At 44.2% G+C, this 21,944-nt stretch carries 18 protein-coding genes; 4 read left to right on the forward strand and 14 right to left on the reverse strand.

Annotated features, from left to right (window positions below):
• Positions 1-4: 4 nt before the first annotated feature.
• The 7 genes from astE to JV36_RS0102310 form a co-directional block, all read right to left on the reverse strand.
• Complete coding sequence (astE, locus tag JV36_RS0102280) at positions 5-1,045, reverse strand: succinylglutamate desuccinylase (RefSeq protein WP_032095023.1); 1,041 nt, start codon at positions 1,043-1,045, stop codon at positions 5-7.
• Positions 1,046-1,277: 232 nt separating this feature from the next.
• The gene (locus JV36_RS0102285) at positions 1,278-1,739 is read right to left on the reverse strand and encodes an NfeD family protein (protein ID WP_032095022.1); all 462 of its coding nucleotides are present in this window, start codon (positions 1,737-1,739) and stop codon (positions 1,278-1,280) included.
• Position 1,740: 1 nt separating this feature from the next.
• Complete coding sequence (locus tag JV36_RS0102290) at positions 1,741-2,682, reverse strand: slipin family protein (protein ID WP_032095021.1); 942 nt, start codon at positions 2,680-2,682, stop codon at positions 1,741-1,743.
• 349 nt (positions 2,683-3,031) lie between these two features.
• Positions 3,032-4,369, reverse strand: a complete 1,338-nt coding sequence (locus JV36_RS0102295) for a putative bifunctional diguanylate cyclase/phosphodiesterase (protein WP_032095020.1) — start codon at positions 4,367-4,369, stop codon at positions 3,032-3,034.
• A gap of 291 nt (positions 4,370-4,660) precedes the next feature.
• A complete protein-coding gene (locus JV36_RS0102300; RefSeq protein ID WP_032095019.1) occupies positions 4,661-7,138 on the reverse strand; it encodes a glycogen/starch/alpha-glucan phosphorylase in 2,478 nt (825 codons plus the stop codon).
• A 221-nt stretch (positions 7,139-7,359) separates the two neighbouring features.
• Positions 7,360-9,012, reverse strand: a complete 1,653-nt coding sequence (gene pgm / locus JV36_RS0102305; protein ID WP_032095018.1) for a phosphoglucomutase (alpha-D-glucose-1,6-bisphosphate-dependent) — start codon at positions 9,010-9,012, stop codon at positions 7,360-7,362.
• Between the two features lie 28 nt (positions 9,013-9,040).
• A complete protein-coding gene (locus JV36_RS0102310; RefSeq protein WP_032095017.1) occupies positions 9,041-9,907 on the reverse strand; it encodes a hypothetical protein in 867 nt (288 codons plus the stop codon).
• Positions 9,908-10,191: 284 nt separating this feature from the next.
• Between JV36_RS0102310 and JV36_RS0102315 the strand changes: the two genes are divergently transcribed.
• The 3 genes from JV36_RS0102315 to JV36_RS0102325 are packed head-to-tail and all read left to right on the forward strand — an operon-like array spanning position 10,192 to position 14,447.
• A complete protein-coding gene (locus JV36_RS0102315; protein WP_032095016.1) occupies positions 10,192-11,136 on the forward strand; it encodes an AAA family ATPase in 945 nt (314 codons plus the stop codon).
• Between the two features lie 15 nt (positions 11,137-11,151).
• Positions 11,152-12,336 carry a DUF58 domain-containing protein gene (locus tag JV36_RS0102320; protein WP_235207740.1) on the forward strand — a complete coding sequence of 395 codons (1,185 nt, stop codon included), beginning with the start codon at positions 11,152-11,154 and terminating at the stop codon, positions 12,334-12,336.
• Positions 12,333-14,447 carry a transglutaminase family protein gene (locus JV36_RS0102325; protein ID WP_081926496.1) on the forward strand — a complete coding sequence of 705 codons (2,115 nt, stop codon included), beginning with the start codon at positions 12,333-12,335 and terminating at the stop codon, positions 14,445-14,447. Before JV36_RS0102320 ends, JV36_RS0102325 begins: the two co-directional genes overlap by 4 nt.
• Positions 14,448-14,573: 126 nt before the next feature.
• On the opposite strand, the gene fusA is transcribed toward JV36_RS0102325, so the two are convergent.
• From fusA to JV36_RS0102350, 5 genes are all read right to left on the reverse strand, one after another.
• Positions 14,574-16,658, reverse strand: coding sequence for an elongation factor G (gene fusA / locus JV36_RS0102330; RefSeq protein WP_032095015.1), 2,085 nt, complete (start codon positions 16,656-16,658; stop codon positions 14,574-14,576).
• Positions 16,659-16,840: 182 nt separating this feature from the next.
• The gene (rlmM, locus tag JV36_RS0102335) at positions 16,841-17,938 is read right to left on the reverse strand and encodes a 23S rRNA (cytidine(2498)-2'-O)-methyltransferase RlmM (RefSeq protein ID WP_032095014.1); all 1,098 of its coding nucleotides are present in this window, start codon (positions 17,936-17,938) and stop codon (positions 16,841-16,843) included.
• 145 nt (positions 17,939-18,083) lie between these two features.
• Positions 18,084-18,509, reverse strand: a complete 426-nt coding sequence (locus JV36_RS0102340; RefSeq protein WP_052010068.1) for a DUF423 domain-containing protein — start codon at positions 18,507-18,509, stop codon at positions 18,084-18,086.
• Positions 18,502-19,197: an alpha/beta family hydrolase gene (locus JV36_RS0102345; RefSeq protein WP_032095013.1), complete on the reverse strand. Its 696-nt coding sequence runs from the start codon at positions 19,195-19,197 to the stop codon at positions 18,502-18,504. Before JV36_RS0102345 ends, JV36_RS0102340 begins: the two co-directional genes overlap by 8 nt.
• Complete coding sequence (locus JV36_RS0102350) at positions 19,190-20,089, reverse strand: transcriptional regulator GcvA (protein ID WP_032095012.1); 900 nt, start codon at positions 20,087-20,089, stop codon at positions 19,190-19,192. The genes JV36_RS0102345 and JV36_RS0102350 overlap by 8 nt, the downstream gene beginning before the upstream one ends.
• Before the next feature lie 217 nt (positions 20,090-20,306).
• Between JV36_RS0102350 and JV36_RS0102355 the strand changes: the two genes are divergently transcribed.
• Complete coding sequence (locus tag JV36_RS0102355) at positions 20,307-20,615, forward strand: hypothetical protein (protein ID WP_235207741.1); 309 nt, start codon at positions 20,307-20,309, stop codon at positions 20,613-20,615.
• Between the two features lie 79 nt (positions 20,616-20,694).
• Here the strand turns inward: JV36_RS0102355 and kdsA are convergent, their stop codons facing one another.
• Positions 20,695-21,549, reverse strand: coding sequence for a 3-deoxy-8-phosphooctulonate synthase (gene kdsA / locus JV36_RS0102360; RefSeq protein ID WP_032095011.1), 855 nt, complete (start codon positions 21,547-21,549; stop codon positions 20,695-20,697).
• Between the two features lie 21 nt (positions 21,550-21,570).
• Positions 21,571-21,942, reverse strand: a complete 372-nt coding sequence (locus JV36_RS0102365; protein ID WP_032095010.1) for a SirB2 family protein — start codon at positions 21,940-21,942, stop codon at positions 21,571-21,573.
• Positions 21,943-21,944 lie beyond the last annotated feature (2 nt).

Below are 21,944 nucleotides of genomic sequence, written 5' to 3' on the forward strand. Positions count from 1 at the left end.
TTTCCTATGCATCAAGGTTTTCTAAAGTGGTTGGCACTACGGTAAGTAGCGCTCGTTGTCCAATAGCCACCTTTGCATTAGGAAATACAATGGCTTCGCCGTCTTCTTGGGCGATGTACTGCGTATTTGGCTCAGACGCCAACACCGTGCCTTTTGCATAATCAGTAAAATTTGGCGTGTCGTCATCAAAATGCAGACTAAACTGCTCTTCCTGTCGGTTAATAACTTGGTTTACCCGATAGATATCAAGCTCTTCAATCTCAACCGTTGGTGCATAATTCTCTTCCGTAATAAGGCTTATGAACGCGGCTTTAGCGTCAGCAAAGCGAGCCATATCGTTGTGCCCAAACGGCTGAACCTTTCCAAGTTCCACGGTGAAAGCGTGAGCATTATGGTAATACGAAGAGTAATAGCTAAATGTCGTCGTAGCACTTTCAGACAGCAGTATGGTTTTCACGCCGCACGCCGCTAAAAAAGCAAGCTGGCCCTTACTGTGCTTGCGTTCATGCAAAAACGGATATACCGCAAACTTTTCGTTTTTCGAGGCTCTTATAGCGGTGTGCAGGTCGTAATGAAGGCGCTCGCCACTGTTCTCATTAAAGAAATTGGCAACGGCATCTTCTAGCGCTTTAGCTCGTTTGCGCTCACTGTTTACTAATCCTTCACCTTTAGAGTGTGCACCGCTAAACAAGCGGTTCATGTTTTCTTCAACAAAGCGCTCTGCAATATCCATAGCAGGTAAGTTGCCGAACAAGAACAATACATTATGTGACAGAGTGAGTTTGCCCGTTAGAATATGCTGTACCAGCTCATCGCAAATTTCGATAGGCGCGGTTTCGTTGCCGTGAACACCGCAGGATAAAACGACGTTTTTCTTATTAGGCGTGTCCGTTTCAGGATAAAAGCTAATGATCCCTGGCGCTGCAATAACAACGCGTACAACACCGCTGGTGTTTTGCAGTTCAAACGTGATTGGTGTTGAAAATAACGAAGGAGAGCGTCTGGATAACGCGAGAAAATTTCCACTATCGATGAGTTGTTGCATAGTTCAACCGTGCTGTTCAAGAATGGATATAGTTTAACTATCCGTTAGTTTAAAAGCACGTTTTCAAGGATAAAACCCCGCATTTGGTTAATGAAGAGCGTAAAGCACGCCAAGCGCTATCAATTGGCAATTAGTTTTTATGTAATAACCACTAATAAGCGCAAGGTGTGCTGTTTATTGCTATTAGCTTACGTGTTTAATTTTACTGTATTCGGTTTTACTGTATTTGATTTTACCTATTTATTTTTACGATCAAGCTTCCCACTTCCACATCTTCAATAACCACCTGAGTGCCAGCGTGTAGCGGCTCGCTGCACTTTACCTTCCACGTTACCCCAGAGTATTGCACGGTTGATGGGTGAGTTGGCCCAGTATCTTGGGTGAGCTCAATGACATTGCCCACAAGGTCGCTTTTTACCGATTGTGGGGCCTTGTCTCGCTGAAGGTACTTCATTGGCTTCCATAGCAGTACCATTAACAGAGTATCTAGGACAGACACCGCAATAAATAGATTCAATAAGCTCGGCTCAAAGACGTTTAAAAATACCAACCCTGAGGTTATCAACAAAGATACGCCCAAAGTGAATAGTAAAATAATTGAAAAGCCAAGGAGCAGCTCAGCAATCATTAAGACCAAGCCTAACGCAAGCAGATAACTTTCAATATTCTCGATATTTTCTAAGCTCGCCATCATATTAATCGACCTTTTGCCCTATCTTATTTGCTATGGCCATGGCCTGGGCAACCACATTTCCAATTTCAGTTGAACCGTCTGGCAACAATATGAGTGAGCTTTCCTTGGCAATTTGCTCTTTGGCTTTAATAGCGCTCTTAGCTAGGTCTAACTGTACGGCTTTTTGTCCATCTTCAGTCGCCGCCGCTTTACCCACCGTTTCGATGGCCTCGGCATCGGCTTTTGCCACTTGAATAATCGCTTCTGCCTCACCTTGGGCTTTTAAAATTTGTTCTTCTTTTTCAGCCTGAGCGGCCAGTACAATTGACTGCTTTTCACCTTCTGCGCGGTTGATTGCAGCTTGTCTGTCACCTTCCGATTCTAATATTTGCGCACGCTTCAAACGCTCAGCTTTCATCTGCTGCTCCATGGCATCTAGCACAGAGTTTGGCGGGTTGATGTCTTTAAGCTCGTAGCGCAGAACTTGAACCCCCCAAGGAGCCGCTGCATCGTTTAGCGCCGATACAATATTGGTGTTTAACAAATCACGCTCTTCGAAGGTTTTATCTAGCTCCATTTTACCTAGTTCAGAACGCATGGTGGTTTGCGCTAACTGCTTTACCGCAAAGGTATAATTTTCTACGCCATAAGTGGCTTTGTAAGGGTCTACAACACGAAAATACAATACGCCATCAACACTTAGAGTAATGTTGTCTTTTGTAATTGCAGATTGCTCTGGTACATCTTCAGCCTGCTCTTTTAAAGAGCGATCAGCTGCCACAGTATCGATAAAAGGGAATATAAAATTAAGACCGGCTTCTAATGTTGTATTGTACTTTCCGAAGCGTGAAATAATGTATGCCCTGTTTTGAGGCACAAATTTAATAGACGTCTTTAGCAATACAACAACCAGTATTAGCAAAAACGCCTGATACGAAAACAAGTAATTTAACGCAATATCCATATTTTTAACCCTTTAGTCATTCAGATGCACAACACAATAATAATTGTTATACCACAGAACTTACGTGTGTTTTTAAATTGCGGAAAAAGAGGTAATCAAAAAATGGTTACAAAAAGTGTATAGAAATTTGATTTGCCAGCACTTATCAATAACCTCATCGAATGGAATTGTTATCTATGTGCCTATAAATATACGCATCGATGCGCTTGTTAATGCTTTTTTGTTAACGATTTTGCTAGCTCACTAGGAGATTCACTTGTGAGTGATTTCGTGAGTTCGTATATGAGTGCTAATCTAAGCGCTTATATAGGTGCTGATATAAGAGCTTATATAAGTGCTTGTCTAGATGCTACGCCTGTTTGCGGGTTGGGGAACTGCCTATAATAATTTCTTGTTGCGCCAATGATACAAAGTCTTCAAAAGGCACTGCTTTAGAGAACAAATACCCCTGCCCTTCACTAATGCCGATTTCTCTTAAGATATGCAGCTGCTCAACAGTTTCAACGCCCTCTGCCACTACGCTACAGCCCTTTGCCACACCAATAATCTTAACCGCTTCGATAATGGCTCTGTTTATATCGCCACTTTCTAACTCCATCACAAACGCCTTATCTATTTTAAGCGCATCAAGATGCAGGTCGCGTATGTATGCAAGGTTGGAGTAGCCTTTACCAAAATCATCCACCGATATTGAGATACCAAGGCTTCTTAGCTCGTCTAACTGCTTTTTCACCATCAGTGAATTTGACAGAGCAATATCCTCTGTCAGCTCTAATTCAAGACGCGTCATGGGAATTGAGTACGACTGACTAAGCATATGCAGCGTAGGAATAAGCTGATTATCGTAAAGCTGAGTGGGTGAAATATTTACCGATAGTGATAGTGAAAGACGCCGAGCATCGAACTCGGCAAGGGTTCTAAATGCTTGCTCTAGTGTCCAGTAGCCTAACTCGTTCATCATGTTGTAAGACTCAGCCGCTTCAATAAGCGGGCCGGGGAACAGTATGCCATCAAGAGGATGGTTCCATCTCAGCAAACATTCGGCGCCAACGACACTCAAATTATCTAAATTCACTTTAGGTTGGTAGTAAAGCTCTAACTCATTTTGCGCCAGCGCCCGCTTAAGGTCGGCCTTTAACGCTAAACTTCTGCCTGTATCGGTTTTATCTTTTAGAGCAAGGGAGAAGTAATTTTCATATTTATTTTCTTTGGCTTGCTTTAATGCGGCCTCAGCGCGGGAAACGAAGGCGGTAATATCAAAACTAGGCTTATCAGTGACGTTACTTACCCAGTGAGTTTCGTTGCTACACACTACGCCTACATTAAAGTCTGCCATAAAGGCATTGTCTTCATGGTACATGGGCACTTTGAAGTGCTCTACCAAATGATCAAAGGAACTGCGAAGCGTTGCCTCATTACTTACACTGGGAAATACAACACCAAACACATCGCCACTGATGCGGCCAAGCGCCACCTCGTTACCAAAAAGCGTTTGTATTCTATTGGCAATCTCTAGGAGGAACTCATCGCCTACGTTTATTCCTAAACTTGTGGTGACATCAGAGAATCTCACTACATCAACCAACATGAGGGAAAGCTCTGAACACTGGGACGCAACTTTAGATACACTATCGATAAATGCAAATCGGTTGGGAATGGTGGCCAGTGAAGTGTGGGGTCGACTCATGTGTTTCCTTGCGCTCTATAGCTACGAGGTATTAAAACAACTACTAGGTCTATAGAAACACTCAGGACCCAATGTAGCAATAACGCAGGCGTATAAAAAAGCATACCCAGTTATATAAATGCATAGCATTCACGCACTGCTTGCGCTTTCATTACCGTTAAACCGAACAGCTAAGTGTTTAAACGATGCCCGCTTTGCTTAATTATAGTGGAATTACTGCAATAACAAATTCCAATAAAAAAAGCCCGAAAACGATACCATTTTCGGGCTTTTTTGCGAGTTAGATTGCGATTAGCTTTCGATCTTACACGGTGAAAGTTTCCATACGCGCTCAACATAGTCTTTTATCGAGCGATCTGAGGTGAATTTACCCATTTTCGCCGTATTGATAATAGCCATTTCAGCCCAGCGCTCTTTGTCTCTGTATGCGGCATCAACTTTAATTTGCGCATCAGAGTATGCTCTGAAATCTGCTAGCACCATGTACGGGTCGCCATGATCAAGCAAGCTTTGCTTGATGGAAACAAGGGCTCCGGGTTTGCCTGGCGTGAAGTAATCTGTTTCCAACCAGTCAAGCACTGCTTTAATCTCTGCATCTTTATAGTAGTAATCGTATGGGTTGTAACCCGCAGCTTTACGCTCGTTTACTTCTTCTACTGTAAGACCAAAGATAAAGATGTTGTCATCACCCACTTCTTCAGCAATTTCAACGTTCGCGCCATCCAGCGTACCAATGGTTACCGCGCCGTTGAGTGCTAGCTTCATGTTACCTGTACCAGACGCTTCTTTACCGGCAGTACTTATTTGCTCAGAGACATCTGCTGCAGGGATCATTTTCTCAGCTAGCGACACTCGGTAGTTTGGTAAAAACGCAATTTTAAGCTTGTCGTTTACACGAGGATCGTTATTGATTTTATCTGCAACCTTATTGATGGCAAAGATAATATCTTTCGCAAGCTTATAACCCGGTGCTGCTTTAGCACCAAAAATAAACACGCGCGGATGCATATCGTAATCTGGGTTTTCAAGCATTCTGCGATAAAGCGCCATGATATAAATAAGGGCAAGATGCTGACGCTTATATTCGTGTAGACGTTTAATTTGCACATCGAAAATGGCGTTAACATCAACTTCAATATCCAAAGATTTACGAATTTCTTCTGCTAATAACTCTTTATTTTCCAATTTCACTTTCATGAATTGCTTTTGGAAAGTCTTGTTTTTAGCAAACTTTGTTAAGCCCTGTAACTTATCGAGATCTTTTGGCCAATCTTCACCAATTTTCTTATCGATAAGCTTAGAAAGCCCAGGGTTACACGCTTTAAGCCAACGGCGTGGAGTAATTCCGTTGGTTACGTTCGTCAGCTTGCCAGGGTAAAGCTCATCAAATTCTGGGAACAATGTGGTTTTAACAAGACGAGAATGCATTTCAGCCACGCCGTTCACAGCGAATGAACCGATAACTGATAGGTTACCCATTCTTACCATTTTCTCGCTGCCTTCTTCGATAATAGAAAGCTTTTCTTTCATCGCATTGTCGCCAGGCCACTGCTTATCAACTTCAGCCATAAAGCGGTGGTTGATTTCATATATGATTTCTAAGTGACGAGGAAGGATTTTTTCAATCATTCGTGCAGGCCACTTTTCTAGTGCTTCAGGTAATAAGGTGTGATTTGTGTAGGCAAATACTTTCGTACAGATAGCCCATGCGTCATCCCAATTAAGCTCTGCGCGGTCAACAAGAATACGCATCAATTCAGGAATAGAAATAGCCGGGTGGGTGTCGTTTAGCTGAATAACCACTTGGTCTGCAAAACGGCTCCAATCATCACCATGAGCACGCTTATATCGACGGATAATGTCTTTTAACGAGCACGATGAGAAGAAGTACTGCTGAATAAGGCGAAGTTCTTTACCCGCCTCGGTCTCATCATTTGGATACAGTACTTTCGATATGGTTTCAGCCTGTACGTTTTCACGTTGAGCATCCACATAGCCACCGGCGTTAAATACATCCCAGTTGAAATAACCTGATGCTTCAGACTGCCACAAACGCAGTACGTTTACGGTTTTACCTTCGTATCCAACTACAGGAATATCCCAAGGCACACCTTTAACAATCGAGCCAGGGTGCCATTCTTTCACTACGCGTCCGTTTTCGCCGTATTTCGTTTCTACGTAACCGTAAAGCGATATTTCCTGCGTAGATTCTGGGCGACAAATTTCCCAAGGGTTGCCGTAATCGCGCCAGCTGTCTGGACGCTCAATTTGCGCACCGCTTCTTATTTCCTGACGGAAAAGGCCGTGCTCGTAATGAATACCATAGCCAATTGCAGGCATTTCCATAGTGGCTAAAGAGTCGATGAAACACGCGGCAAGACGGCCTAAACCACCATTACCTAGGGCCATGTCGGGCTCTTCCTCAAGCACATCTGAAATTTCTACACCAAGCTCTTTCAGCGCTTCACTAGCCACTTCAAATAAACCAAAATTTTGAAGGTTATTTGATAACAGGCGACCCATAAGGAATTCAGCCGAGAAATAGTGCACTGCACGAGTATCGTTTAGATAGTGGGTCTTTTGCGTCTTGCGCAGCCCTTCTAAAACTTGTTGCTGCATAGCTGCACACGTGGCTTTCCACCAGGCATGGCTATTTGCTTTGTTTTCGTCGGTACCCAACGAACAATGAAGATGATTGATAACAGCAGCCTTGAATTCGGCCTTGTCGATCTTTGGAGAGGTTGGCGTTTTTGCCGCTTTTGCGTTCATGTAGCGTCTCGCTCTTAGGTTAAACGGTGCGGATGCACCCTCTAAAACGTAATTTAATTACAACATACGTCAACAATAGTGCATTAATATAACAACACTTAAACGATTATGTTGTTATTGTTTTGTTAAAATAACGAAAAAGCGCATGAATTCGTATGCATTCATGCGCTTTTTAACATTATTATTACAAAACGAGCGAAAAGCTGTTTGTTTTTTAGGCTTTATCCGATAATCTTACCTACTAACGCCTCTGCCTCTTGAATTAAATCTTGTAAGTGAGTTTCACCTTTAAAGCTTTCAGCATAAATTTTATAAATTTGCTCTGTGCCTGAGGGGCGCGCTGCAAACCATCCATTTTCAGTCGATACCTTTACGCCGCCTATCGCCGCATTATTGCCGGGCGCATGGGTTTGTATGGCCGTGATAGGCTCACCGGCCAACGTGTCGCTAGTCACTACAGAGGCATCCATTGCTGAGAGCTTCTGTTTTTGCTCTAGCGTAGCGGCCACGTCCACGCGGTTATAAACAGGAGAAGCAAACTTCTCAGTCAGTGCAATATAGTGTTCCCCTGGATCTTTGCCGGTTACCGCTAAAATTTCTGCGGCAAGTAGACACAGGATAAAGCCGTCTTTGTCGGTAGCCCATGTATCGCCATTTCTTTCTAGGAAAATACCACCAGCGCTCTCTTCACCCGCAAAGCCTATTTCGCTATTTGCCAGTCCGTCTACAAACCATTTAAAACCAACGGGCATTTCCGCAAGAGGCTTTTTAAGACTTTTGGCTACGCGGTCTATCATGCTGCTTGAGACCAGCGTTTTACCAATCTTAAGCGTATTTGGCCACTCGGTGCGATAAGTGTATAGATAGTTGATGGCGACCGCTAGGTAGTGGTTAGGATTCATCAACCCAACGCTCTTGCACACAATGCCGTGTCTGTCGAAATCTGGATCATTGCCCCATGCAAGGTCAAAGTTGTCTTTAAGCTCTATAAGCCCCGCCATTGCATAGGCCGACGAACAATCCATTCGCAGCTTGCCGTCTTTGTCTCTGCGCATAAACCCAAACTGAGGGTCTACCTTGTCATTGACTACCTTAATCGTAATGCCGTATTTCTCACTGATACGCGACCAATAGCCTACCCCAGCGCCGCCAAGTGGATCGGTGCCCAGTGTTAAATTAGCTTTTGCTATCGCCTCCATATCAATAACCTTGGCTAGGTCGTCGATGTAGGGTTCCATAAAATCTGCTTCACGCACGAGCTTGCGCTCGCGAGCCTGAAGAATATCCATTCTTTTGACGTCTTTATTACCGTCAGCAATAAAGGTATTCGCTCTGTCTTGAATTTGCTTAGTGACATCGCTATCTGCCGGCCCGCCGTGAGGAGGGTTGTACTTAAACCCACCGTCTGATGGTGGATTATGAGAAGGAGTAATAACAATACCGTCTGCTTTTTGCTCCACATTCTCTCTGTTGTATCGAATGATGGTTCGTGAAATAACCGGTGTTGGCGTGTAGCCTAAGCTTTCGTTATCGCTGCGCTGAATGACAACGTCTACCCCATTCGCACACAGTACCTCTATTGCGGTAACCATGGCGGGTTCCGATAGCGCATGGGTATCCTTCCCTATGTACAACGGCCCTGCTATCCCCTCTTGCTGCCTGTACTCTACCAACGCTTGGCAAATTGCACTTATATGAGTGTCTGTGAACGTGCAGTTAGAGGCTGTACCTCTGTGGCCCGATGTACCAAACGACACAGCGTGCCCCTCATCACGAATATCGGGTTTGTAGCTGTAATACTGACTAACAAGTTCCGCAACGTTTATGAGCTGCTCTTTCGCCGCAGGTTGTCCAGCTTGAGGATGTAGTGCCATGAATTAGTCCTTTATGAAATAGAGTCGATTATTTGCCTTCAGAAGAAAAACGCGCAACAACGCTAGCAATAACTTCTGGGGTATAACCCAGTTGACGCAAAACCTGTTCCAACATACTGACTTTCTTTGCAGTATTGTTGTTAGTCACTACCCAATAAGCGCTATCCGGTATAGCCTTGGGGTTGGTGCTGCTTCCGTTTTCAAGCAATGCCTCTTTACTTGTTGCAAAATATGTTCGGTTTTTACCTTTTATTGATTCAACACGCTCGAAGCTGTCTGCATTAAGTTTGTGCGCTGCACTTAAAACGAACAAAAACTGATCTACCCGTTTGGTAAATGTCGATAATGCACTTGTAGACACTAAGTCTAAAATATCGTTTTTATCGTGAGATAAAGCATCCGCATTCGCCCCAGCAGCACGTTGAGTCTGACTAGTGGAACTCGATTGCTTATTTGCAGCCGTTTTTACTGCCGTCGCTTTGGAAGCTGGTGCTTTTGAAACAGCAGGCTTGGCTGGTGCTTTTACCGAAGGCTTCGCCTTTGCTGCGCTATTGCCTTGTGCTGCGCTGTTGCTTTTTACTGCGCTATGCTGTGCAGCTACTGGAGACATTTTTTCTTCTGAGTGATTAGCGTTGGTCTGCTGCGGCTCGTCTTTTTTAGAAGCTGAGCTATTAGGCGAGACTGGGCTAGCGGTAGAGGCGCCCCCTGCAGGCTTATCGCTTGTAGACACAACGGTTAGATCAGGAGCGTCAGAAGCGCTTTTTGCGGCATGTAGTACCTCGCCATCTTCTGGCAACAGCAACCGTCTTAAAATTTGTGATGCACTTTCACCAATATGCTTTGTTTGACTGGCGATGAAGGCATATAAATCATCATCTATATCAATGCTTTTCATAACTACTTCCTTTTTTAGATGCACCATTATAGACAACCCAGATTGACTACGCAGCACAAAATGACACTTGATTTGCGCTAATTGATAAGCATTTGGGTAATCAGAGAATATACCTTGGTATTAAAGCACAGCAGAAAGCAAATACACGACATTGCTACTATGCTCATGAAAGAAATTTTCAATGCGCCTAAATAAAGGGAAAGCCGTAACAATCTATTACTGTATTCGCGTTTTTAACGCACAGGCGCTTTTTACCCACAATAACCAACTAATAGTGACACGTTATGCGTTCAGAAATTGAAAAGAGTTTACATGCTTTAGGAGAGAAAATTCTCGGCAAGGAGCACCAACTGAAACTGGCGCTGACCTGCTTACTTTCAAACGGACATTTGCTGATAGAAGATTTGCCAGGCATGGGGAAAACAACGCTATCACATGCGCTTTCTCAGGTGTTTGGTTTGCAGTACTCGCGTATTCAATTCACCTCCGATCTACTGCCTTCAGATATGCTCGGGGTTAACATTTTTCACAGCGGTGAAACCAACACCGATAAACAGTTTTCGTTTCGTCACGGCCCCATTTTTAGTCAAGTCGTTCTTGCCGATGAACTGAATAGAGCCAGCCCTAAAACACAAAGTGCGCTGCTAGAGGCAATGGAAGAACGTCAGGTGAGTATTGATGGGACGACTCACTCGCTGCCATCGCCGTTTTTTGTTATTGCTACACAGAACCCCAGTTCACAGTCGGGCACCTATCCACTGCCAGAATCGCAGCTCGATAGATTTTTTATGCGTATATCCCTTGGTTACCCTCAGTGGGATGCAGAAAAGGCAATGCTAAAACAAACAAACTCAACAACTCCGCTTGAGCAAATCATTGATGAAACACGTTTAAAAGCCATGCAGCAGGAAGTGAATAACATACACGCAAGTGATGCGCTTATTCATTATATCCTTATGTTGGTAAATGAAAGTCGCAACAACGGGGCTTATCCTAACCCGCTATCACCTAGAGCTAGCCGCGCTTTATTACAAGGCGCCAAGGCATGGGCGTTTATTTCAAACAAAGCCTTTGCCACGCCAGAAGATGTACAGGCTGTATTTATAGCGATAACGGCCCATCGTCTTTCATCATCACAACACAATGAGGGTGCAACCTTTGGTGACAATGCTACATCACTTTTATTGAGTAAGCAGTTACTCGAAAGTGTTGATCCTCTTGCTGCCTAATAGAGCATTGTCGACGTGATATCGATATTCAAACGAACTGTAAAACAGCGTTTTTCCCACCGTTGGTTATTCTTAGTCACGCGATGGTTAGACAAGCGTATCCCGCCCGCTTCTCAGCACCGTTTAACCATGAATAATATTTTTGTACTGCCTACCGGCTTTGGGTGGGCATTTATTATAATGTCTTTGTGTTTATTTTTACTCGGTACGAATTACCAAAACAATTTAATGGTTCTTCTTAGCTATATACTCTTGAGTGTCATGCTGCTTACATTGTTCTATACACATCAAAATTTTGCGCGGTTAGCGGTAAAATCGACGCCGTTAGTGCCATTTCATTGCCATCAGTCAGGCACTTTTTATCTAGCGATTGTTCAACAGGATATGTCGGGTGGCAAAGACAATCTGAGCCAAGATACACAAAACAAACCGTGCAGAGGAAATATTGTGGCCAGCTGGTTTGGTCACAAAACCCAATATCCATTCATTCTTGGTGCGACAGAGAACGGCGATGCTCACAATACAACACAGCGACTTCCCATTCCTATTACGCACAGAACCCGTGGCGTGTATAAGCTGCCAAGACTCACTCTGGCCTGCGACTTTCCACTTGGCCTATACAAATGCTGGACTCACCTCGATTTTAGCGCCGAGGTTGTGGTGTATGCTAAGCCCCTTAAAGGTGAGGTGATCAAGGTTACCGCTTCTAACGATGACTCAGAGCAAAACACAAACAATGCAGCAACGTCTGCTCAAAGTAGTTCAGACTTTCACAGTTTAACCGACTATAAAGAAGGCCAACCTCTAAATCGAGTGGTATGGAAACAAGTTGCAAAAAATGGCGACTGGGTAGTAAAAGAATTTGCAGATCCAGTGCAGCTTAAGCAGTTGCTGTCTGTTGATGCAAACGTGGAAACAGAAACTGCCATAAGTCTGCTTACCTTTCAAGTATTGGAACAAAGTCAACAAGGCAACCATTTCGGGTTGAAATATCAGTCTATCGATATTGAACCTTCAAGCGGTGAGACACACACCCACCAATGCTTAACAGCGCTAGCTTGTTTGCGCAATATAAGCTCTCCCTTTGAAAACAATGCTAATATCAACAGAACTGGCGATAATGCCCAAGAGGCTAACCATGATAAAAAGACTAGCCAGGCTAAAAAGACTAGCAACACGAGTAAGGCTGCAAGGTTATGATAGCTTTTCTTAAACGCCAGGGCGCATTCTTCAATCCGTCGCATTCAACTAGCAGACCTCTGTCATCTCATAGCCTCATGTCATCTCACAAGTCCACCTCGTATCTGATGCTCGCCATTGCCTATGGCGTATTGCTTTTTACGCTCACCGATGAACTCATGGCGTGGGTGATAGTGTTAGGCATGTGCGCCCTAGTTGTGCGGGTGCTTGTATTTTTGAAAAGCAGTCAGCTGCCCCACTCTCGAACCATAAACCTTTTGGCGGTGCTATCGCTTTTTGCCCTAACCTGGTTTGGCTTCTCAATCGGCTTACTCAACAGCATGATAAATTTGCTGGCAGTGGCCTTTGCACTCAAACTCATATTGCTAGACAGTAAGCGAGATTTTCACCTACTTTTTTGTACCAGCCTTTTCCTCATTGGCTGCGGATTTATTTCTGCGCTTAGCATGGTTGCATGGGTGGGATATCTTGGTGTGCTTATATTTTTACTGCTTGCCCTAGCCTACTATCATGGCCCAGTTACGCCCTTTAGCAGTAGTGCAAAGTTTGTCGCTACTTTGGTCGTTCAAGCCATCCCCATCACTGCACTACTTTTTTTGGTGATGCCACAATTGCCTCCCCTTTGGCAAATGCCCACGTCTAAATCTCAGCAAACGGGTCTTTCTGATACCGTCACGCCAGGCGACATTGCGTCTTTAGCTAAATCATCAGACCTTGCCTTTACAGCCACGTTTCAGTCGAATGATGATATCCCGTTACCTCAACAGCGCTATTGGCGAGCGTTAGTTATGGAAGACTTTAATGGCAAAACATGGTCGATAAGCGACAGACGCAAGCAGGCAGAGCGTCAGCTGTCTTTATTGCAAAAAACACCACCTTTAACCCAGCTTTTAGCCTCTTCCCCCGCCAGCACCACCGCATATGAAATGATTGTTGAACCAACTAAGCAAAATTGGTTATTTTCATTAGCGCTGTCTGAGCCAGACAATACAAAAAACACGATTTTTGTGAACGCGCAGTTTGACTACACGCTGCGCTCATCAACCCCCTTGATGAGTAAAAAATCGTTTTATTTTACCTATGTGCCGAGTGCCACGGTTGAGAATGCGGCTGGAGATTTCGAGCGTCAGTTAAACAGCCTGCTACCCGCAACAACGAACGAGGAAACTCGAGCGTGGGCATTGGCATTAAAACAGCAGCATACATCACCTGCAGAATTAGCAAATGCCGTAATGAGCTACTTCAAAGAGCAAGGGTTTACTTACACCCTTGAACCAAACGCCATGCCCGTTGACGCCATAGACACATTCTTGTTTGAAGAGAAAGCGGGCTTTTGCGCTCACTATGCCAGTGCAATGACCTTTGCGCTTCGCGCTGCAGGCATTCCCGCTCGCATGGTTACCGGCTATCAAGGTGGCGAACAACTCGATGACAAGGTACTGCAAGTTAGACAATACGATGCTCACGCTTGGGTTGAGGCACTCATTGATGACAAATGGCAACGTTACGACCCCACAAGTATGGTTGCGCCGTCTCGCTTAAGCTTTGGGTTAGAGCAAGCGCTAGCTGATTTTGGCGAGAAAAGAACAAGCGGTTTATTGGGCGACCTCAGTGAAGGTGCACTCTTTATGACCCTGCAAAACTGGATGAGACAAATGGATTACCAGTGGAGCAAATGGATTTTAGGCTTTGATGCCAATAAGCAAAAAGATTTACTGGAAGACTTGTTGGGCCAGATTACCACGAAAAAGCTGACTGCCGTTTTCCTTAGTAGTTTAAGTATTGTAGGAGTCATTTTGTTGGTGTACTTTTTTCCAGTAAAACGTCAATCCAACCTACCTAAACACCAACGAATTTATAGAAATGCTCTCGCCCTAGTTGAAAATCACACAGGCGTTAATCGGCATCACTTATCTCCTCAGCAATACCTTAAGCAAGTAGACAGCTACTTAACACATGATACAAAAGCGTCGCTTCACTCTATGACAGCACTTTTTAATGAAAGCGTATACAGTGCTGAAAGTGACAACCTTGATAAATCACATTTAACATCAATGATGAAACAGCACTTTGATACCGTGAAAAAATCCCTTCGCCAGCAAAATGCTTAAACTAGGCCCAAAATTCGTAAAGCGAAAATTAACACGCACTAAAATTAAGGCACAAAAAAGCCAGTCATAAAGACTGGCTTTTGATGTTATTGAAGCCACCGATAATAGGTGGGGGTAAAGCGCTAATTACTTAGCGGCTTTACGTGCTTTCGCTTCTTCGATAACTTTGTCAGATACGTTACCTGGACATGGAGCGTAGTGGCTGAATTCCATAGAGAACTGACCACGACCTGAAGTCATTGTACGTAGTGAACCGATGTAACCAAACATTTCTGATAACGGTACGTCTGCTTTAATGCGAACGCCAGTTAAACCAGCTTCTTGGTCACTTAGCATACCACGACGACGGTTAAGGTCACCGATTACGTCACCAACGTGATCTTCCGGAGTAAATACGTCAACTTTCATGATTGGCTCAAGAAGTTGTGCACCTGCTTTTGGAATAGACTGACGGAATGCGCCTTTCGCTGCAATTTCAAATGCGATAGCAGATGAATCTACTGCGTGGAATCCACCGTCGTAAAGTTCAACTTCAACGTCTAGTACTGGGAAGCCGGCAAGAACACCTTCACCCATCATTGACTTGAAGCCTTTCTCTACTGCAGGCCAGAATTCTTTAGGTACGTTACCACCAACAACTGTTGAGTTGAACGTAAAGCCAGAACCTTGCTCACCAGGCTTAATGCGGTAGTCAATTTTACCAAACTGACCAGAACCACCAGACTGTTTCTTGTGCGTGTAGCTATCTTCAACGGCTTGCGTGATAGTTTCACGGTAAGCAACCTGTGGCTGACCAACAATAAGGTCAACGCCGTAAGTACGCTTAAGAATGTCTACTTTGATATCTAAGTGAAGCTCACCCATACCTTTAAGGATGGTTTCGCCTGAATCTTCATCAGTTTCAACTTGGAAAGACGGATCTTCTGCAATCATTTTACCGATAGCGATACCCATCTTCTCGTTTCCGCCTTTATCTTTAGGCTGAACAGCAATCGAGATTACTGGAGTTGGGAAAACCATTGGCTCAAGAGTTACTGGATCTTTAGGGTCGCACAACGTGTGACCAGTTTGAACGTTCTTCATACCAACGATAGCGATGATGTCACCCGCTTGAGCGCTAGATAGTTCAATACGTTCGTCAGCTTGCATTTCAACCATGCGGCCAACACGTTCAGTTTTACCTGTAAACGAGTTAAGGATGGTGTCACCCTTGTTCAGTTTACCAGAGTAAATACGTACGAATGTTAGTGCACCGAAACGGTCATCCATAATTTTGAATGCTAACGCTTTGAATGTTTCTTCTGGAGAAACAATCGCGTGCTTACCGTTTTCATTACCTTCTTCGTCCATTAGAGGCTGAGGGTCAACTTCTGTTGGAGATGGTAGGTAGTCAACAACAGCGTCAAGTACTAATTGAACACCTTTGTTTTTGAATGCTGAACCACAATACGTTGGGAAGAACGCAAGGTCACGAGTACCTTTACGGATACAACGCTTGATATCTTCTACAGAAGGAGTTTCACCTTCCATGTACGCTTCCATTAGGTCATCGTCTTGCTCTACTGCAGTTTCGATAAGTTGCTCATGGTACTCTTCTAAAAGGTCTACCATGTCTTCTGGAACGTCTTTAATTTCGTAGTTTTCTGGAAGACCAGTGTCATCCCAAACGTATGCTTTCTTCTCAAGAACGTCTACAACACCAACGAAGTCATCTTCGATACCGATAGGTAACGTCATAACGAGTGGAACCGCACCAAGTACTTTACGTACTTGCTCTTTAACGCGGAAGAAATCAGCGCCCATACGGTCTAGTTTGTTAACGAAAATGATACGTGCAACTTCTGATTCGTTAGCATAACGCCAGTTAGTTTCTGATTGTGGCTCAACACCACCAGAACCACAGAATACACCGATACCGCCGTCGAGTACTTTAAGTGAACGGTAAACTTCAACTGTGAAGTCAACGTGTCCAGGAGTATCGATAACGTTGAAACGGTGATCCTTCCAGAAACAGCTTACTGCTGCAGACTGGATAGTAATACCACGCTCGGCTTCTTGTTCCATGAAGTCGGTAGTAGATTCACCATCGTGAACCTCACCGGTTTTATGGATCTTACCAGTTAGCTTCAAAATACGTTCTGTTGTGGTAGTTTTACCCGCGTCTACGTGGGCGAAAATACCAATGTTTCTGTAATGAGATAAGTCTGACATTAGTTCACTTTCAATTGGTTCAGAGTAAAAAATCGGCTGGATTATAAGGATTTCTGTACCAAATTTATACCTTTTTTAGTACAAACCGATAAATCGGCTGCACGAAATCAAGCCACCATTAATTCTTTTTCTTTGAAATCAACAATTTAAAAACTGCTGACCTTTTCTTAAAAATAACAAAATCACACCTCATCTTTTGAAGTGCGCACTATTGTTACTGTAACCTCATCTCTATCGTGGTAGAGATGCCTCACCTTGACCGAGAACCCATCTTCCAATGCGTTCAATCGCGTCTTAATCAACGCTACAGCCTCTTCGACTGTCTCAAAGCGCCGTTTCATCGGGAGCTTTAAATTAAAAATTGCGTGTGTTGCCCAGTGCTTAACTAGCCAATCGCCCATTAACTTTGCTACCCGATCGGGTTGCTCTATCATATCACACACTAGTAAATCGACGCGACCAAATTGTGGTTTATATGCAAAGCCGTCAACAGCATGGTGCTCAACCAGACCGGTTTGCATTAACGTATCGGCCACTAAACCGTTGTCAATGGCCTCCACATACATACCCCGCTTAACAAGCTGATAAGTCCAGCCACCAGGACACGCGCCAAGGTCTACTGCTCGCCCGCCGGTGCGCAGTACTTTTTGTTGTTGCTCCGCACTCAACATATTAACCAGCGCGTCTTCAAGTTTCAGCGTGGAACGACTCGGGGCATCGCTTGGAAATTTAAGGCGGCATATACCCAAGTGATCTTTACTTGCATGAGTTGGCAATGAATACCCGATATAACAGGTTTCAAAAGACTCAAAGAATATATGTAGCTTCGCTTTACCTGTGTTTTCTTTAGCGGTAAGCCAACCCGCCTTACGCAAAGCCTGACGCAGCGGCACAGTAAACTTCTTACAAAACTTAGCGAGGGTTTTACCGTCTTCCGTATCAGGGTATTCCACATCAATAGCGCCAAAAAGAGAAAACGGCTTTTCGATATCTTCAAGGCATTCTAATACTTGGCCTACTCGGTCTTCTTTTTCTATGTCTTCAAGTGAAGCAAGAACGGCGATAAGTTGGCGTGGAAATACCGTTTCTTTTACCGCGAATTGGCTAGCTGCTTGACCTAACTGCCCTTCATCGTATAAATGATACAGCACAAAGCCGCTGTTTTTCTTTGATACCGGATAGCCGTAAAGACCCACCTCACCGTAGCGAGTGGTCATTTCATTAGCGGTATCGTTTTCATATCCGGGCCGACAGTACGCCAGTACGCTTTTATTACTCATTGCTCGTTTTTACCCATTGCTTATTTTCACCTATTAATAGCGCTTAGCCATTAATAGTATTTATCTGTTGCTAGTTTCTTATTTTTACACTTTTGATGCTTTTGCTAATCTGGCGTTTGCTTTTAAGCAGCAAGCCCAGCTTGTGTTATTTCTTGCCTTTAACCAAAGCGACAATAAGCAAAATCCAGCCAACGATAAAAAACACACCGCCTAGTGGTGTAATTGGCCCAAACCATTTAATGCCTGTTGTTGCTAACACATAAAGGCTACCGCTGAACAAAACACAACCAATGACAAAACACCTGGCAACGCGGTTTGCCCATTTAGCAGATAACAGTGCGGCAAGGCCTGGTAAGCACAGCAGTGCAATGCCATGATACATCTGATAGCGAACACCGGTTTCAAAGATGATTAGCTCACTTGGAGACAATACCGCTTTAAGTCCATGTGCAGCAAAAGCGCCTAGCACTACCGCTAAACCGGCAGCTACAGCGCCAATAATGATGTACACCTTAGCCACGGTAGTGTCCGCTTCTAAGTGAGATTTTATAACCGGCTCTGGGTTAGTCATCCACCTGTCCTTGTAAAGTCTTAGTGATAAAGTCACATGCCATATCCACAGCCGCCTCTATATGAGCCTCTTGGGTAAATCCACTGATTTTTCGCGGTTTAAAGCTGTGATCGCCATCGGCGAGAAAAGTGATTTCGATAGATGGACACAAGGCATACTCCGCCACTTCGCTTTTAGTACCAAAGGTGTCTCTCTCCCCCTGCACAATGAGTAGCGGCTTGTTCACTGCTTGTAGATGGTCAGTACGGGTTTTCTCCGGTTTTCCCGGTGGATGAAAAGGATAGCCAAAGGCAATGGCCCCTTTTACTGATGGCATGTCTTCTATGCTCATAGTTGCCATGCGCCCTCCCATAGACTTGCCCCCAATGAAAATCGGAAGCGAAGCGTGCTTATTCTCTGTATCGGTTTGTTTTAGCGCGCTGGTTTCAACACAGCTAGTTTCAATATGCGCCACTACGTCATGAAAGTGCTGAAGCAATTTTTCAGCTTTATCTGGAGGCCGGCGTTTACCTGTTTCTTTGATGGTTTGCATGTAGGGAAAGTTAAATAAAACCACATCAATATTTCGCTCTACAAAAAGCGCTGACATGGTCTGCATAAACTCGTGCTCTTTCCCTGCGCCAGCGCCATGGCCTAATATCAATTGAGCTATTGGAGAGCCTGAGCGTTTTATTTCAATATCAAACATTGTCCATCTCCTCTTCTACCAGTGCGAGGATCCATTCTCTAAAAGCAGCAATTTTGCCAAGCTCTGCCTGCGTCTCTTCACATACCAGATAAAACGCATCTTTACTCTCAACGCGCTCTTCAAAAGGCATAACTAATCGCCCTGCCTCAATTTCTGGGCGCGCGAGTATAGTATTACCTAGCGCTATTCCCTGTCCCAGCGCAGCGGCTTGCAGCACTAACATTGAGTGGCTGAACACCGGCCCTTGATTTACATTCACCCCAAGTACATCCACGTGCTTTAACCAGTTTTTCCATGCGGCGCGGCTCATATCATGAAGCAGTACATGGTGACGTAAGTCGGATAAAGTAGAAAGCGGCTTTGGCCCCTGAAATAACATGGGTGAGCAAAGTGGTGTTAAAAACTCACGATGAAGCTGGTCGGCCTGCAATCCAGTCCAGCGCCCTTTGCCATAATAGATAGCTACGTCAACATCGTCAGCCAAAAAGCCCTCGTCAAAATCAACGGCTTTTATACGCACATCAATATCTGGGTGCGCGAGGCTAAATTTACTAATACGGGGCACTAACCATTGACTGGCAAAACTTGGTGGCATTGCCACCGTAATTGCCCCCTTACTGCCCTTAGCAAGCAATCGCTCAGTAGCGTCTTGTAGGTGCTTAAAAATATCCTTTAACTCAAGAAAATAGGCCTGCCCCTCTTCAGTAAGAAGCAAAGTTCTATTGCGCCTGAGAAATAGTTTCATTGATAAGTATTCTTCAAGGGCTTTTATTTGATGGCTTACTGCTGCCTGCGTGACAAATAGTTCATCTGCAGCATTGGTAAAACTCAGGTGTCGAGCTGCAGCCTCGAAGGCTTTTAGTGCATTTAGCGGGGGGAGACGTCGATGCATACCGTATTCTTAATCCAATGTTACCTGTACATGACAATAGCATTAGATAAACTAATGACAAGCCATACTTTTAATCGTTTTCACTCTTTACAAAAACTGACTACAATTTACTCGAAATTTGAAAAGAATCTTTAATTTCAGTCTTTTATGATGTTTATTTGTTAACCGAATTAACAATTAAACACATTTTGTTAAATTATTTTTATTAGGTGTGAAAATGAAAAAATTACTTCTTGCAAGTGTATCAGTTATGGCGTTTGTCAGCGCTGCTGCGAATGCTAACGTACAACCAGAAAAGATCAATCTTTCCTCTTTGATTAATACTGCAATGACCAATGTGAAAATGGCAGACGTATTACCAGCGAATGACGCGCACATTGTTGTTAAAAAGCAGTCTAAAGCAATACTATCTGAAGAAACTCAAATCTCGCTGCACAACAGCTTGTTAGCATTTTATAACGATGCAGAGTCTAAAGTTGAAGAGTCTAAAGGTAATAAGTTAACTGACGTCGCAAACGGCGAATAACACCTCTTCACACCTGATCCGGATGCCGGTGTAATTCACCGGCATACGTCATCAGCCTACCCCCAAATTACTTACCCCATTAAGAATTACTTGTGTCTAAGGTATCAAAGCCCTTCACGAGTTCGTCTAATGCTTGCATCTGCTGCAAGTAAGGCTCAAGTTTAGACAGTGGCAACGCACACGGGCCATCGCATTTTGCTTCATCGGGATTAGGATGGGCTTCAATAAACAAACCGCCCAAACCTAACGCCATTCCACTTCTTGCCAATTGTGCAGCTTGCGCACGACGACCGTCCGCCGATGTTGCTCTGCCGCCTGGCATTTGAAGCGCATGGGTCGCATCAAATATTACCGGTGCATAGGCTTTCATTGCATCCATACCCAGCATATCAACCACCAAGTTGTTATAGCCAAAACTGCTGCCTCGTTCGCACAGAATAACTTTGTCGTTACCTGCTTCACTGAGCTTGCCTATGATGTGACGCATTTCATGGGGTGCTAAAAACTGAGGCTTTTTAACGTTAATCACGTTACCGGTTTTCGCCATAGCGACCACTAAATCGGTCTGGCGAGCTAGGAAGGCCGGTAGCTGAATAACGTCCACCACTTCTGCCACTGGCGCTGCTTGATGAGGTTCATGTACGTCGGTGATAAGCGGTACATTGAAGGTCGATTTAATCTCTTCAAAAATACGCAGGCCCTCTTCCATACCCGGGCCGCGGTACGAGGAAACCGAAGAGCGATTTGCCTTATCAAAAGACGCCTTGAACACGTAGGGAATATTGAGTTTTTGCGTTACTTCAACATAGTGTTCAGCTATACGCATTGCTAAGTCTCTCGACTCCAATACATTCATTCCGCCAAAAAGCACGAAGGGAAGATGGTTGGCAACGTCAACATTACCAACGCGAATTACTTGTTTAGATTCAGACATTATGACTTCCGATAACGAATTCTAGAAAAGTGGTTGCTTGGTGACCGCAACCATTGCCGTTGCCATAAGCACAGCCAATGCTGCTATGAAAAAGCCCCAGCGGCCTGCAGCCGTTTTTGCTTTTTTAAGCGCAAACAAACCAAACACGATGTACAGAACAACGCCAAATAGTTTGAAGGTGAGCCATGCATTAACAAACGGGTATTGAGATAAAATGACACAGAGCCACAGCGCACTGCCAAGCAATATGGTATCAATAATATGAGGTAAGATTTTTATCCACTTTTTGGCCAATACGGTGGCATCAAATTGCGCCCACACAAACCGAAAGATAAAGAAAAGAATGCTTAGCACTACTGCGGTTAAGTGGAGGTGTTTCGCCATCATGTACATAT

The sequence above is a fragment of the Alteromonas sp. LOR genome, from assembly GCF_000753865.1.
Taxonomy (GTDB): Bacteria; Pseudomonadota; Gammaproteobacteria; order Enterobacterales; family Alteromonadaceae; genus Alteromonas.